We start from the raw sequence: 13,448 nt of genomic DNA on the forward strand, positions 1-13,448 counted from the left end.
CGATCGCGGTTCGCGCGCGAGCACGAAGACAGCCAAGAATCCGCTCAGTTCCCCTCAAACTCCGGCTCGGACTCCTCGAAAAACGCCTCGTGACCCCGCGCGTAGTCATCGGTACCGGCAAGGCGTGCAATCGTGTTGGTCTCGGCATCGAGGTGGTCGTCGAGCGATCGGGTGTGGCTGTTCGTCAGTAGCCGTTTGGTCGCGCCGAACGCGCGTGTCGGACCGTTGGCGAGTTCCGAGGCCAACTCCTCGACGCGGTCATCAAACGAGCTTGCAGGGACGACTTCGGTCGCCAGGCCAAGTTCGACGGCCTTCTCGGCGTCGATCGGTTCGTCGAGTAGTACAATTTCGCGGGCCCGACGATGGCCGACGAGATCCGGCAGGAAGTGTGTGATGCCGCCGTCACCCGAGAGCCCGAGGCGGGGGTACGCAAACTCGAACCGAGCGTCCTCGCTGACTACGACGATGTCGGCCGCCATCGCGAGGCCGAAACCAGCGCCCGCTGCGACGCCGTTGACTCCCGCAACGGCTGGTTTGGGCGCGGTCGCGATATGCTGAACAGCGGTATGAATTCGGGATGCGAGATCCCGCAGGCGACGGCCGTCGGACTCGTCGCCCTCCAGTTGCGAAAGATCTGCTCCGGTGTTGAACCACTCGCCAGCTCCGGTCAGTACGGTACAGCGTACGTCGTCGTCAGTCTCCATCAGCTCGATCGAGGCGTCCCTGATCTCCCCGGCCATCATCTCATTCATCGCGTTATATGCGTCGGCCCGATCCATCCGGAGATAGCCGACTCCACCATCCCGCTTGACGCTCACGTGCTCGTACTCGGAGGTAAACTCGTCAGTTGCCATACTGGTACGTGCACTCTCCGGGGAGAAAAAGCTTCACGCGGCTGTTGGGGGAGACCAGTAATTTCCGAGGGATTAATGTCACTGGGCGGGGCCACTCGGTGTATGGAGCGGTACGATGTAGCCGTCGTCGGTGGTGGTCCCGCCGGGACGAGTGCTGCCTGGGAAGCCGCAAAGCGCGGTGCCGAGGCAGTTGCCCTCGAAAAAGGTGTCCCCCGCGAGGATCGCGATCGGCTCGGCCCTGACTCGACGGACGCAGCGGGTATACTCGATTACTGGGTCGATATCATGGATATCGACTACGATCGGATCTCTGACGACGTGATTCACCGCCAGCTCGATGGAACTGATTTCATCGGCCCGTCCGAGGAGTTCGCGATGGACACAACTGGGATCGACTCGTCGTACCCGAACTTCGGGTTCACGTTTCACCGTGCCCGATTCGACGACTGGCTCCGCGACGAAGCCGAGAGCTCGGGCGCGGAGTATCGGGTCGGCGTGAGCGTTGTCGACGTCGAGACGGATCGCGGGGACGATCCCAGACACGTCGTCGAACTGCGTAACGGCGACGAGATCGGAGCCGATGTCCTGATCCTCGCGGATGGGCCACAGCGACAGATGACCAACCGGGTCCTCGACCGTTATTTGCCCGCCGAGGAGTCGATCACCGACTACCTCGGCACGACCCACGCCAACCACATCGCCTATCAGGAGTACCGGGAGATTCCCCAGGAACTGTTCGACGAATCGCGGCTCAAATTCTGGTGGGGATACATCCCCGGTGAGACGGCCTATCCGTGGGTGTTTCCCAACGACGGCACCGTCGCCCGCGTCGGGTTGACGATGCCGATCGGACTCGGTATCGACGACGTCGAGAACCCGACGGACTACGTCCTCGTCGACGAGGACGACGAGCAACTACCCTCCCCAGGGGAGTATCTTCGACGACTGCTCGAACACGAGTACGGTGACGAGTACGACGTCGACGAGGACTTCCCGATCGTCGAGGACAGAGGCAAACAGAACGGGACGGAGACGTATCCTATCTCCTCGACCCGACCGATCGACTCGCCTACTGAGGCGGGTATCCTGGTCGCCGGTGGAGCGATGGGGACGACGTCGGCGTTCCACGAGGGGGGCGACCACGTCGCCATACGGACTGGGAAGATCGCGGGTGAGCTGGCAGCTGACGGGGATCTCCGCGCCTACAACGACCGGTGGAAGGCGGCGATCGGCGCTGAGATCACGCGAAACGTCACCTTCGCGGATATCGTCGAGGACTACGGGCCAGCCGACTGGGACCGGACGTTCTCCGTCGCCAGCGATCTGACCGCACCCGAGGAGGGGAAATTGATCGACTGGGAGCTACGCTCTGGCTTCAGTGCGATGAAACTACTGAGCACGTACAAGCGGACAAAATTCAGCTATCGGAACGGAAAGTACGTACAGTTCCACGAGTCGAAATACGAGATCTAGCGCCTGTCGAACCGACTCCTGACTACCGCGACGAGCACCACTGCAAGCATCGCGAGACCGATTCCGAAGCCGGACATCGAGTTGTCCCCAGACTCGTACCCCTCCGGCGGTCCAGCGTCGACTACTGACGCATCCTCGTCCACCACGAGCGTTCCGTCATGGAGGAACACCTGCTGTGGCCACTCGTTGGTCAGCGAGGAGTGAGCGTCGGTGAGTTCGAGGTCGTACTCTCCCTCCTCGGCGTCCTCGTCGACGGTGAACGTGAATGTCACGAACCTGTCCTGCCCAGTTGCCCCGCCCTCGTGCGGTTCTCGATCCTGACCGATCCACACGTAGCCTGCCTCGTCGTCGACTTCAGTCTCCGTCACGATGTCGGTCTCGTTACCTTGCTCCATCCACGGGCCGCGCTCGACGGACTCGAGCGTCAACACGTCGGGATCATACTCCATTCCGACTGATGTGTTGTCTACACCCACGTCACCGTAGCCGCCGTCGCTGGTCATCAATATCCCGATGTGAACCGTCTCTCCTGGTGGCGCTTCGTTCGTGTCCGGATCGACCTGCAGGATCGTCGCGTTGTCACTCCCGCCGGTTGTCCCGATCACGGCTCCGAGTCCCGCCGTAGCGATCAGCAGTCCTGCTACAACGACGATCGTGTGCGTTCGGCTCATGATTACAGATCGTCAATCTCGACCCGTAACTCCCCGGTTTCGGTGAACGCCGTCTCGTATCCCTGATGACGGGAAGCCTGTGTGACCGAATCAATAGAAAGAACGAGTTCGTCTCCGTTCTGTAACTCCTCTACCGGCGTCCCGTAATGGAATTCGAGGTCGTGATCCAGTGTTGGCTGTAGGCTACCGAGATCGATCGTCTCGCCGTCACGTTCGATCGTCGCCGAGACCGACATCTGTGGAAGTACACATCGGTTGTACGGCGTCCGGGGTGAGACGACGAGATACTGATCGTCTTCCTCGACGAATCGCGAGCCAGCTTCTACGAGGGTCGTCGCATAGACGGCATCGTCGAACGTCGGCGTCCCGAGCAGGTCCCCGAGGAGGTGCTCCGGTTCGGGCAGGGACGAGTACGGCATATGGTGGTCGTCGTCGTGGTGGTCGTCGTCGTGGTGATCGTCGTCGTGATGGTCGTCGTCGTGGTGATCGTCGTCGTGGTGATCGTCGTCGTGATGGTCGTCGTCGTGGTGATCGTCGTCGTGGTGATCGTCGTCGTGGTGATCGTCGTCGTGGTTGTGATCCATCGGCGGGACCGCCTCACGATCCCCCCATCGATCCTCGTCGAACAGTTCGACGGAGTCGACGAGGTGCTGGCGTCGTTCGGCGTCCATCTCGAAGTCGACGGTGACGGTTTCCGACGTCTGGAACCGGCCCTCCATCTCGCCGGTCAGACGAACATCCTCCATCGACCCTGTCGAGATGGTGGCCGTGTACTCTCCATCGCCGTCGAGTTCGTAGTTATCGCCGAAATGAAAGCCCATACCCTGCGAGATCATCGGCCATGGAGTTCGTGAATCGACGAGCTGGCCGTCCTTCTCGATCTCGATTGAGAGGCCGCTGTCGACAGGCAGGACGACCTCAGTCTCGGTGTCCCAGACAGTCGCCATAAAGTGGACTGAATCCCCCTCCGGCGGGTCGACCCGGTCGACAGTGTAGTCGTCGCCGATCCCGGTCTCAACGATCCAGAAGAAATGCGGGATAGAGAGCATCGGCGAAACGGCAACGTCACCGACGGTTTCGGTATCGAGCATCACCATGCCGTCGCGGTGAGAGGGGAGATAGACTGCATCCGGCGGGTTCTCGACCTGGGGCATGGCATCGAAGGCGTCTTCATCGTCGTTTGGTTCGCCCTCGGTGTCGTCAGTGTCTTCGGTGTCGTCGTCACCACCGAGACAGCCAGCCAGTCCTCCCAGCCCTGCGGCAGTCGCTCCCGTGTATATGAATCGACGGCGTTTCATCTTGTGGTAAGTGGGCATCTGAGATATTTATACCCCGTGATATCGGGGGATACACCCGCTGTCAATGACGCAGTCCAACTGAGGGGAACCGAGCCCGGAGCAGACACTCATTCGGGACGTGGGGATGGAAGCGCACGATGCTCTCGCGGTGGGATAAGGAAGTTCCCGCGTCGACGAACGGAGATGTACTGCAGGATCCCGTTGTTCAGTATCGAGCCGATCGGAAGATCGGTGCCGGTCATCGCTTCTCGTGTTTTGACGAAGTCCTCGATTTCGCGCTGGACGGAGACGAAGTGGAGTCCGGCGATATCGTCGTCGGTCGTATCAAAGTCGCGTCGAAGGATGATCGGCGAGCCGTCCTCGCGAGCCCTGGCCGTCTTCTGTGCGTGGCCAACCATCCCTCCGGAGGCGTCTGATTCAGTCTGTTCGACAACGTCCTCGACTTCCGGGGAGTCGGTGAGCTTCTCGCCGTACTCGCCGACGCGGTCCTCGCGTTCGTGGGTGGGACTAAACATCTTTGCGACGCGAACCGCCTGGCTATCCTGCTCCCACCACTGGTCGAGTTGTTGGCGGATCTTCGAGACGTGCTGGGTGGTGCCACCGGCGAAGGGGCCGTCCTGAATCGTCACCCGCTCCTCGCTGGGCTGGCTCTTCTTGAAGCGACCGCGAAACCCCATAAACATCGGCGCTTCCTCGGGAATCGGGTAGTCATCCGGGATCCCGGTCGCGTCGGTGTTCGCGGTGGGTAGTCCGGCTCCGAAAAAGCCCGTCCGGCGGTCTGCGAGATCGAATACGTCCGAAAGACGATCCTCCACGGTGACCCCGTTCACCGTGTCAGAGTCCGTATTCTGGGGCTCGGCGTCCGACCCACTGAGTGCGTCCGCCTCGCCAAACATCGCCAGTTCGGCTTCGAGCAACGCAACGGGCTCGTCGCTCGCGAAGTGGACGAGCGCATCGTACGTATCCAGGTCGTCGTCGTTGAGGTCTTCCAGCGGTGTCAGGGTGGTCGGGGCAGGGAGATCTACACTCTCGGGGAGGGATTCCTCGTACCGGTCGAAGTACGACGGGGAGTATCCTATCGTGAACACGAGCCCGTCGTTGCTCCACTCGTAGGCACGCTCAAGGGTTTTCAATGCTGACTCAACCGTTTCACGACCGGTATCGGTGGGTTCGCCGTTCAGTTCGAGATACGCCAGTACGTGATGCCGCGGAAGTCGAACGTTTCCGTGCTCGTCCGCCTCGAAAAACGAGTCCCACTCGTGCTGGCCCGCGGGGAGGTCATCGAATTCGTCCGTACCGGATGGTATTTCGATATCGTCGTCCTCGCCGAGGCAGGCTGACAGAGCCCCTGCACCACCGACTGCAACGAGGGACTTCACGTACTCGCGGCGGGACAGCCCCTCTGGGTCGGGAAGCGACATTTGTTGCCCGATCTAGTTCCCGATGATACTTGTACCGAACGCCTCGTGGCGTCACAGATACCAGCAATAAAACCCTCTGTTAGGGATACAAATATGTTGTTGCCGCTATCTAGGTCAGATGCCGATTTTTGCCACTCTGACGCCCTCAGAACGGAGGTCTTTTATTGTAGAATTACTGTAAGAGCCAGTATGACGACCCGAGAAACTCGACGTCGATTCCTGCAGACGAGTGCGGTCGCAGGCGGTATTGCACTCGCTGGCTGTCTCGGCGGCGACGATGACGAAAACGGAGCGGAGAACGGCGACGAAAACGGCGACGAGAATGGTGAGGAGAACGGCGAAGAGGCGGCCGCCTTCGCCAGTGCCAGTCCGGTCTGTCACGACTACACGCACGACGGCGAGGCGTACGTCACACTTGGCCCCAGCTACGCTGACGGCGGGCTGATCGTGTTCGATCCCGAATCGTTCGAGATCACCGAGGAGTTCCCGGACATCCCCGCGAACTGCGGGACGCTCGCACACCCGACCGAGGAGAAGTTTTACGTTAACGCTGGAAGCGCGGACACGGAGGAGGCCGACGGCGCAGGTGACTGGTGGGTCTTCGATACCGAGAGCCATGAGATGATCGGCGACACCCGGAGTACCGAGGGCTACGACGCACACGGCGTCATGTTCACACCCGACAACGAGGAGCTGTGGATGGTCAACCGTGACACCGACGACGGCGTCATCATCGACCCTGAGACCGACGAGGTCATCGAGGAGATCGACGAAGTCGGCGAGTCCCCGGATATTCTCGCTGCCTCGCCCGACGGCGAATTCATGTTCGCTTCAACGCGTGGTCCAGAAGAGTACTCCGGACCACACGCGATCGCTGGCACTGAACCCGGCGTTGCGGTCATCGACGTCGAAAGCCGTGAGCTGGTCGAGGTCGTAGAACCTGATCAGGACTACACTGAAGAGGAGATCGAGGACTCGGATTCCCCAACCCCCGACTTCCATGCGATCAATGTCGTTCCCGGCGAAAGCGAGGATGAGTATGAGGTCTGGGCGATCGATCAGGGTCGAGCGAACATGTACGTGCTCGAACCCAGTGGGGATTCGATCGAGGTAACTGAGGAAGTCAACCTGGGTGAAGGAACTGAGGAAGTGCCTCACATGGTCGAGTACGACAGCGAATATCGCTACGCCGCGATCGCCAGTACCGGCGGCGCGAAGACCCAGATCGTCCGGGTTGACGACTACGAGATCGTCGAAGAGCTCGATACCGGCGCTGGGTCGCACTTCGCCGGCTGGAACCCCGGCGACGAGACGCTTCTGGTGGACGTCATCGGCGACACGAAATTCGTCGAGATCGAGGCGGACATCGAAGAAGAGGAGTTCGAGATCGGTCAGGAGCTTGTGCTCTCCGAACTCGACCAGTTCCCGAACTGAACGTCCCCCGAACCACGATTTCTTTCGAGCCACACTACTAATAGCCAGCGTACCCTCGAATCGACAGTGAACGAGCAGACGATACTCAAACTGGCGGCACTCGCTGGCGTATTCGCAGTGGGAAGCTTTCTGGTACTCGGAACCACGCGACTGGTCCTCGGCTTCGAGACTGCTCAGACCGTTGCAGCGCCGCTGTTTGCCGCTGGGTTCGTGCTCGCCGGGGCCGTTTTCGTCCTCTCCGTACTGGCGCAAATCGGTGCGATTGAACTCGAAAACGGGTAGCGACCGGGACGACATCCTTTTTGAACCGGCGGGCATAGTACCGAGTGCGTGCCTTTGTCCCCGCCCGAGTACGTCCACACGGACGCGATGACGCGCGGCGAACCCAGGCATGCGACACGCGGCACAAAACAGTGGCACCTGCCGCAGTGCCAGCCCGGCACGAGGGTTTCCCGGCGGAGACGGCACGCCGCCTGCGATGACGCCGGCCGTTAGTGTTCCGGGCGACATTCTTCACGTCGAGAGTAATCGATACGGAAAGCGGTTTTGCCCCTGCCTCGTAAGTCAGCGTATGGACTACAAAGCTGTCGCAGATCTCTCACCTGGTGAGCGGACGAGTCTGTTCGACCGGGATTCCGGGGTCGACGAGATTCGCTCCGACGTCGCCGAGATCGTCGGGCGCGTCGAGGAGGAGGGAGACGTCGCCGTACGGGAGTTCTGTCGGGAATTTGATGGCGTTCAGGTCGGTAGTCTTGAGATTACCGATCGGGTCGAACAGGCGTACGAGGAGATCGACGACGATCTCAGAGAGGCGATCGATACGGCCGTCGCGAACGTCAGCGAGTTTCACGAGGCACAGGTCCCAGAAGACTGGCGAGACGATTTCGATGGCCGGGAGCTGGGTCGCCGGTTCCGCCCTATCGAGAGCGTCGGCGTGTACGCCCCCGGTGGCACTGCAGCGTATCCGTCCAGTGCGATCATGGGGGTAGTCCCCGCGAAAGTCGCAGGTGTGGAAGACGTCGCCGTCGCCACGCCACCAGCCGACGAGATCAATCCGGCGACACTCGCGGCAATCCACGCAGCAGGCGCGGATCGGGTCTACAGCGTCGGCGGTGCACAGGCTATCGCCGCACTGGCGTACGGTACCGAGTCGATCGAGCGTGTCGGGAAGGTCGTCGGACCGGGTAATCGCTGGGTCACCGCGGCGAAAGCCGAGGTACGTGGTGACGTCGACATCGACTTCCTTGCAGGACCGAGCGAGATCCTCGTCGTCGCGGACGAGACAGCCGATCCCGAGTTTATCGCCGCAGATCTGCTCGCGCAGGCCGAACACGACCCCAACGCGTCGGTTGTCGCAGTGACGGATGACGAGCCCCTCGCCGAAGCGATCACCGAGGCAGTCGAGGCAGGAATCGACGAGCGCACCCGATCGGACGTGATCCGCGACGCGCTGGCCGGGGACGAAAGCGCGATCCTTCACGCCCGATCGATGAGCGAGGCGATCCTCTTCGCCGAGGAGTACGCCGCCGAGCACCTCTCGATCGTCGCCGAGGACGACGAAGCGGTGCTCGATCGGATCGACAGCGCCGGGAGCGTCTTCCTCGGTCCGTACACGCCAGTCGCTGCTGGCGATTACGCCAGCGGGACGAACCACGTTCTACCGACTGGCGGCGGCGCGAAACTGACCGGGGGGCTCTCCGTCGATACGTTCGTTCGATCGACGACCGTTCAGCGGCTCGATCGGGAAGCGTTGGCGGACCTGGGGGGGACGATCACGACACTCGCGGATGCCGAAGGACTGGAAGCACACGCCGAGAGCGTCCGGACGCGCCTCGACGAGTAGGAGCAGTCAATTCAGAAGCCGTCTGACTCGCTGTAGTTCGATCGCACCGGTGGTAATGGTAAGGACCGTCCAGACGCTGACTCCAAACAGCACTACCGCAACCAGTGACTCGAGAGTTGAGGCGTATGGCAACAGGCCGATCACGACCAGAGCCATACACGCTGTGATCCCCGTTGCCGACCCCGCAGACCGTGCAAGTCGGCCATACGCCAGAGGCAGTTCCTGGTTGACAACGTACAGATTCGCCAGTACGTACGCCGTAAACGTCACTGCTGTCGCGGCCGCAGCACCGACAGCGCCGTACACAGGGATCAAAAGCAGGTTCAGCCCGAAGTTTGCGGTGGCTGTAATTCCCTAATTCCAGCGGTGAATGGAATCCCATGTCTGTCGAATACGTCGAAAAACCAGTCTTCGTCGTCGCCTTCTGGGTTATCAATTTCGAGTACGAGATACGCAGTTTCTGGTCGTTCGACCGCACGCAGGTCATCGATATAGATGGTCTCTGGAGTATCATACAGCTGTATCTGTACCCGATCGACAGCCGAGAGATCGGTCGTGTCGACATCGATACCCGGGAGTCCGAAGTCGATCCGTGACCAACGCTCGTCGACCGGTGACGTGGGGGAGTGTGTGTTCGTATATGAGATGGTATTTCCATGAACGTCGTCGAACCGAAGACGTAGCTGTCCACCTGGGGTTGTGTAAGACGGGATTTTGACTGCCAACGAGAAATGATGCCCCGACAGGTCGACTGGATTCTCCGGCGACCAGGTGATCCGCCCACCGGTGTTCGTTACTTCGAGACTCCGATCTCCCAGATAGACATCATCAGTGGTGTAACCGATCGAACCGTCACCCCTGTACGACCACTCCGATTCTGACGTGAGGTACGGCTCATCAAACGTCTCGACTGGAGTACCGATCCCCGGCCCGCTATCGGTGTCGTCAGTCGAAGCTCCCGTCTGGGAACTCGCCAGCGAGGACTCAGCAGCTATACGGTCGTCGTCCCGTTGCTGATCCTGTTGTAAGCAACCGATAAGTCCGGTACAGGTTGTCGTAGCGAGCAGTGCTCTACGGGAGAGTTCCATGGGTAGTATCCCACGGCAAGTAACTATAGTTACAATCTATATACACGATAATAACGTTCGGTAGTTGGTGTCTACGGGCTGATTCTCTCACAAAAAAGTCCTGACCGGAACGAGCGAAAGTACCGGCGTCAGTATTATCTGCGTACCCATCATATGGTCTGCTATGAGTACCGAGACCGCACAGGGCAACGACGAATCGGGGACCGTCGAGGTAACGGAAGCGGCTGCAGATGAGGCACTGTCGCTCCTCAAAAGCGAGGGCCTCGACGAGGGGGTCGCCGGACTGCGACTGTTCGTCCAGCAGGGCGGCTGTGCAGGACTCTCGTACGGAATGCGCTTCGACGACGCCCCAGAAGAGGATGATACGATAACCGAACACAACGGGCTACGGGTGTTCGTCGATCCGGCAAGTCAAAACTATATTGAAGGCAGCGTCGTCGACTACGAAAGCGGATTGCAGGCGGAAGGGTTCCACGTCGAGAACCCCAACGTCGTCAGCGAGTGTGGCTGTGGCGAGTCGTTCCGTACCTGATCAGTCCTCGAGTTCGAACGCGATCTCGACTTCGGCCTGGTACTCACGACCGTCTGCGGACGCTACTTCGACGCCGAGGTTCTCGACTTCCGCCCAGTGGATGTTCTCCAGGGTCGCCTCCGCCCTGCTGAGAGCGTCGTCGGTTGCATCCTCGAAACTGTCCGGACTGGTGCCAATCATCGTGATCTTTTTGAATACCATCGTATCAAACCCCGTCGTTTGCTTTCACGCGACGTTACTTAAAGTTCGCCTGCAATCGACAGTCAGGTAGCTGTTTGTGACACTGCTCGATAGCGAGTGTTTCAGTCCTGAACGATCAAGTTGCCGTCCTCGTCGAACCGGAATCCGGCGTCTCTGAATGTTTCCCGGGCATCCTCCGGATCCACGGCTCCGTCTTCACCCGGAAACCGTCCGAGACGACTCTGTCCGTTCCACGAGAACTCGTCTGTGACGAACTCCGTACGCTTCAGTGGGGTGTCCGACGGCTGTGCATAGCCATCGAGAACAGTTTCGGCAATATAGTTCCGGTCGACAAGGCGGGCAACCGTTCGTCGAAACTGGTGGTTCCCCATGGGATGACGTCGGGTGTTGAAGCCGAGAACAAAGAACTCCTGTCCCTCGCCAATCAGCACTTCCGTATTATCATAGTTGTTCTGGACGTTCTCTACCTCGCCCGAGGGGATCGATGTCGCGGTGATATCCCGGTCACCACTGTCGATATCGCCGAGTACAACACCGACGTTCACCCCTACCTCGAATTCTATCTCGTCGAACGTGGTGTCGCCACGTAGCGATTCAAGTCGTTCGTGTGGATCCTCAAGATCCAGTAGAAAGTGTTCCTCATTACGCGAGAGGATAAGCTCCTGATCCTCTGTCGAGTCCTCGTAGACGAACGGGCCACTACCGATCGGCTCTTCGTTGGACGTCTCGATCGCAGTCGAAAGGTGGTCTGCCGACCGCTCCGTCCGGTCTTCCCACTCGTGTTGTGGAAGTATCGGAACGGTAAGTGCCCGACGGGCGGTTTCGACACTCGTATCGGGAAATTCCAGGGTAATCTCGCTGTTCGAGAGTGGCTCGACGCTATCGACCAGCGAACTACGTCCACGGAACTGCGGGGCAGGGATCGGATTATCGGAGTCTCCCATCGTAGTATCCCGTAGCATGTCGTAGGTGAACCCGATATCAGCAGTGGTCAACGCAGTTTCGTCGTGCCATTCAAGCGCAGGCCGTAGTCGAACGGTCGCCCTGACAGTGTTTCCGTTCTCACTCCACGAGACATCCTCGGCTAGCCACGGTACCAGCTCGTCATCGACCCACTCGAACAGCGGATCGTAAATACAATCCAGAATTGCTTTGTCGGGTCCGGTCTCAGGAACGAGAGGATTCAGGTTTTCCGTTACAGTCGGACGAAAGAGGCTCACCAATAGACGATCGCGTTCAGGATTCGCAGCCTCGAGTCGTAGATAGTCGTTCCGCGTAGTGAGTCCTCCCGGGAGAGTATCAGTGGTCAGGTCTGTACGGGCAGCTGTTAATTTGGAGGGGTACGCAATTACCGAGAATGGCTGGGTGTCGAGTAACTCATTCTGGATCTCTGTCACTGTCTGTATGCGCTGTTCGCCGGACTCGCGCCGTTGATTATCCAGTAGGTCATCAAGTGACGGAATCGTCACTCCGTAGGGGTTTTGCCAGCCATCCTCCTCGCTATATCGTGTATGGAGGAGTGTCCGGAGCTCGTCGGGATCGGTGATTGCGGGGTGACGGCCGACGAAAATATCGTAGTCGTGATCCAGAAGTAATGCTCGAAGGGCTTGCTCGTCTTCGCGCGGATCAATCGTCGCATTAACACCGGACTCGGAGAGGTTATCGACGAGTTGACGCGCAATGCGTGAACTCGACGTATCATCGTCAGCTGGCAGCGTCGTCACATTGACTGAGAGCTGGGCAGGACCTGTGCTTCCCATCTCACGGAAAAAGTCGAGACACCCTGCACTCGCTCCCAGTGCTGTCGCTCCCAGGCTAGCCAGTACGGTACGACGGGAGCTGACAGATCCGGAGACCATTAGTAACGGGTAGAACAGTCAACGACTTACCGTTTTCTCATTGGAACGATGTATTCGCCGCTTTCGAGATTCGGTCAGCAAAACAATGGATTCAGGCCGCTTCAGCGCACGGCGGCGCCCGTACGACCTCGTAGTCGTCGTCTTCGACTGTAATGATCGCCCAGTCGTACTCGGGATTTGCCTGTCGGATTCGCTGACGGAGGTCGCGGGCGCTGTGTTGATACGTGACGAAGCATCGAAGTGAGCCCGACGCCGGAGGTGATTTCGGTTCGGGCATGGGTGTAACCTCAACGACTTTCCAGCCTCGCTCAGCCGTCAATTCGTCGCCGTGGTCAGAGATCGTGTACCCGAGTTCTGCGAAGATCGACCTCGCCTCTTTGGCAAGTGGATTGGTAACAGTCCCCATTCGAGTTCGGCTACCACACCTACCATCATAAAGCTACTGGCGACACCACGGAACTGAGAACGAGCGGTACGAGGGATGTTACTCGTGAGCGGCGTCCCACTCGGTCGGTTTCCGAAAGTTTCCACAGCGATTGCACTGGATGCGACCCATCGCGTCCATGGCGTTGTCGACGGATTCACAGTTACTACAGAACCAGCCGTATTTTTCTTCGCGGGCGGCTGTTCCGTACGCGACGAAGAACGGTCCGCTAGATCCCCGGTCACCCTCGTCCTCGGCAATGAAGACTGTCTTACCCTCTTCCGTCGTATGCGTTCTCATACGTACTCTCTCGGTGGAGGGCCTGAAATGTGATTCGACACGAGTTCTGA

Annotated in this window: 15 protein-coding genes; 5 read left to right on the top strand and 10 right to left on the bottom strand. The window is 59.6% G+C overall.

Going from position 1 to position 13,448, the window contains the following annotated elements; translation table 11 throughout:
• Positions 1-44: 44 nt before the first annotated feature.
• Positions 45-854 carry an enoyl-CoA hydratase/isomerase family protein gene (locus AArcS_RS07305; RefSeq protein ID WP_238479825.1) on the bottom strand — a complete coding sequence of 270 codons (810 nt, stop codon included), beginning with the start codon at positions 852-854 and terminating at the stop codon, positions 45-47.
• Between the two features lie 102 nt (positions 855-956).
• Between AArcS_RS07305 and AArcS_RS07310 the strand changes: the two genes are divergently transcribed.
• The gene (locus AArcS_RS07310) at positions 957-2,327 is read left to right on the top strand and encodes an NAD(P)/FAD-dependent oxidoreductase (RefSeq protein ID WP_238479826.1); all 1,371 of its coding nucleotides are present in this window, start codon (positions 957-959) and stop codon (positions 2,325-2,327) included.
• Here AArcS_RS07310 and AArcS_RS07315 read toward each other — a convergent pair.
• The 3 genes from AArcS_RS07315 to AArcS_RS07325 form a co-directional block, all read right to left on the bottom strand.
• Positions 2,324-2,998: a cohesin domain-containing protein gene (locus tag AArcS_RS07315; RefSeq protein WP_238479827.1), complete on the bottom strand. Its 675-nt coding sequence runs from the start codon at positions 2,996-2,998 to the stop codon at positions 2,324-2,326. The two genes, AArcS_RS07310 and AArcS_RS07315, sit on opposite strands and share 4 nt — an antisense overlap.
• 2 nt (positions 2,999-3,000) lie before the next feature.
• Entirely contained in the window at positions 3,001-4,296 is a 1,296-nt protein-coding gene (locus AArcS_RS07320; protein WP_238479828.1) for a DUF7350 domain-containing protein, read from the bottom strand.
• Between the two features lie 107 nt (positions 4,297-4,403).
• Positions 4,404-5,717, bottom strand: a complete 1,314-nt coding sequence (locus AArcS_RS07325) for a DUF7405 family protein (RefSeq protein WP_238479829.1) — start codon at positions 5,715-5,717, stop codon at positions 4,404-4,406.
• Between the two features lie 189 nt (positions 5,718-5,906).
• On the opposite strand from AArcS_RS07325, the gene AArcS_RS07330 reads away from it, so the two are divergent.
• The 3 genes from AArcS_RS07330 (at position 5,907) to hisD (ending at position 8,994) form a co-directional block, all read left to right on the top strand.
• Positions 5,907-7,151, top strand: coding sequence for a hypothetical protein (locus tag AArcS_RS07330; RefSeq protein WP_238479830.1), 1,245 nt, complete (start codon positions 5,907-5,909; stop codon positions 7,149-7,151).
• Between the two features lie 66 nt (positions 7,152-7,217).
• Complete coding sequence (locus AArcS_RS07335) at positions 7,218-7,433, top strand: hypothetical protein (RefSeq protein WP_238479831.1); 216 nt, start codon at positions 7,218-7,220, stop codon at positions 7,431-7,433.
• A 289-nt stretch (positions 7,434-7,722) separates the two neighbouring features.
• On the top strand, positions 7,723-8,994 hold the full coding sequence (gene hisD / locus AArcS_RS07340; protein ID WP_238479832.1) for a histidinol dehydrogenase: 1,272 nt from the start codon (positions 7,723-7,725) through the stop codon (positions 8,992-8,994).
• Between the two features lie 6 nt (positions 8,995-9,000).
• Here the strand turns inward: hisD and AArcS_RS07345 are convergent, their stop codons facing one another.
• On the bottom strand, positions 9,001-9,300 hold the full coding sequence (locus AArcS_RS07345; RefSeq protein WP_238479833.1) for a polysaccharide biosynthesis C-terminal domain-containing protein: 300 nt from the start codon (positions 9,298-9,300) through the stop codon (positions 9,001-9,003).
• Positions 9,301-9,317: 17 nt separating this feature from the next.
• Positions 9,318-10,082: a hypothetical protein gene (locus tag AArcS_RS07350; protein ID WP_238479834.1), complete on the bottom strand. Its 765-nt coding sequence runs from the start codon at positions 10,080-10,082 to the stop codon at positions 9,318-9,320.
• A 163-nt stretch (positions 10,083-10,245) separates the two neighbouring features.
• Here AArcS_RS07350 and AArcS_RS07355 point away from each other — a divergent pair, with 163 nt between their 5' ends.
• Entirely contained in the window at positions 10,246-10,614 is a 369-nt protein-coding gene (locus AArcS_RS07355; RefSeq protein ID WP_238479835.1) for a HesB/IscA family protein, read from the top strand.
• Here the strand turns inward: AArcS_RS07355 and AArcS_RS07360 are convergent, their stop codons facing one another.
• The 4 genes from AArcS_RS07360 to AArcS_RS07375 all read right to left on the bottom strand — a co-directional run bounded on the left by AArcS_RS07360 (position 10,615) and on the right by AArcS_RS07375 (position 13,398).
• The gene (locus AArcS_RS07360) at positions 10,615-10,815 is read right to left on the bottom strand and encodes a dodecin (protein WP_238479836.1); all 201 of its coding nucleotides are present in this window, start codon (positions 10,813-10,815) and stop codon (positions 10,615-10,617) included.
• Positions 10,816-10,916: 101 nt separating this feature from the next.
• Complete coding sequence (locus AArcS_RS07365; RefSeq protein WP_238479837.1) at positions 10,917-12,575, bottom strand: ABC transporter substrate-binding protein; 1,659 nt, start codon at positions 12,573-12,575, stop codon at positions 10,917-10,919.
• Between the two features lie 190 nt (positions 12,576-12,765).
• A complete protein-coding gene (locus AArcS_RS07370; RefSeq protein WP_238479838.1) occupies positions 12,766-13,080 on the bottom strand; it encodes a DUF7116 family protein in 315 nt (104 codons plus the stop codon).
• A gap of 78 nt (positions 13,081-13,158) precedes the next feature.
• The gene (locus tag AArcS_RS07375; protein WP_238479839.1) at positions 13,159-13,398 is read right to left on the bottom strand and encodes a DUF5816 domain-containing protein; all 240 of its coding nucleotides are present in this window, start codon (positions 13,396-13,398) and stop codon (positions 13,159-13,161) included.
• Between the last annotated feature and the right edge of the window lie 50 nt (positions 13,399-13,448).

The organism is Natranaeroarchaeum sulfidigenes, from assembly GCF_017094485.1.
GTDB lineage: Archaea > Halobacteriota > Halobacteria > Halobacteriales > Natronoarchaeaceae > Natranaeroarchaeum > Natranaeroarchaeum sulfidigenes.

Coding starts and splice junctions, on each gene's coding strand:
- AArcS_RS07350 (WP_238479834.1), bottom strand. CDS start 10,082: ATGGAACTCTCCCGTAGAGCACTGCTCGCTACGACAACCTGTACCGGA.
- AArcS_RS07320 (WP_238479828.1), bottom strand. CDS start 4,296: ATGAAACGCCGTCGATTCATATACACGGGAGCGACTGCCGCAGGGCTG.
- AArcS_RS07325 (WP_238479829.1), bottom strand. CDS start 5,717: ATGTCGCTTCCCGACCCAGAGGGGCTGTCCCGCCGCGAGTACGTGAAG.
- hisD (WP_238479832.1), top strand. CDS start 7,723: ATGGACTACAAAGCTGTCGCAGATCTCTCACCTGGTGAGCGGACGAGT.
- AArcS_RS07375 (WP_238479839.1), bottom strand. CDS start 13,398: ATGAGAACGCATACGACGGAAGAGGGTAAGACAGTCTTCATTGCCGAG.
- AArcS_RS07310 (WP_238479826.1), top strand. CDS start 957: ATGGAGCGGTACGATGTAGCCGTCGTCGGTGGTGGTCCCGCCGGGACG.
- AArcS_RS07305 (WP_238479825.1), bottom strand. CDS start 854: ATGGCAACTGACGAGTTTACCTCCGAGTACGAGCACGTGAGCGTCAAG.
- AArcS_RS07355 (WP_238479835.1), top strand. CDS start 10,246: ATGAGTACCGAGACCGCACAGGGCAACGACGAATCGGGGACCGTCGAG.
- AArcS_RS07330 (WP_238479830.1), top strand. CDS start 5,907: ATGACGACCCGAGAAACTCGACGTCGATTCCTGCAGACGAGTGCGGTC.
- AArcS_RS07370 (WP_238479838.1), bottom strand. CDS start 13,080: ATGGGGACTGTTACCAATCCACTTGCCAAAGAGGCGAGGTCGATCTTC.
- AArcS_RS07365 (WP_238479837.1), bottom strand. CDS start 12,575: ATGGGAAGCACAGGTCCTGCCCAGCTCTCAGTCAATGTGACGACGCTG.
- AArcS_RS07315 (WP_238479827.1), bottom strand. CDS start 2,998: ATGAGCCGAACGCACACGATCGTCGTTGTAGCAGGACTGCTGATCGCT.
- AArcS_RS07360 (WP_238479836.1), bottom strand. CDS start 10,815: ATGGTATTCAAAAAGATCACGATGATTGGCACCAGTCCGGACAGTTTC.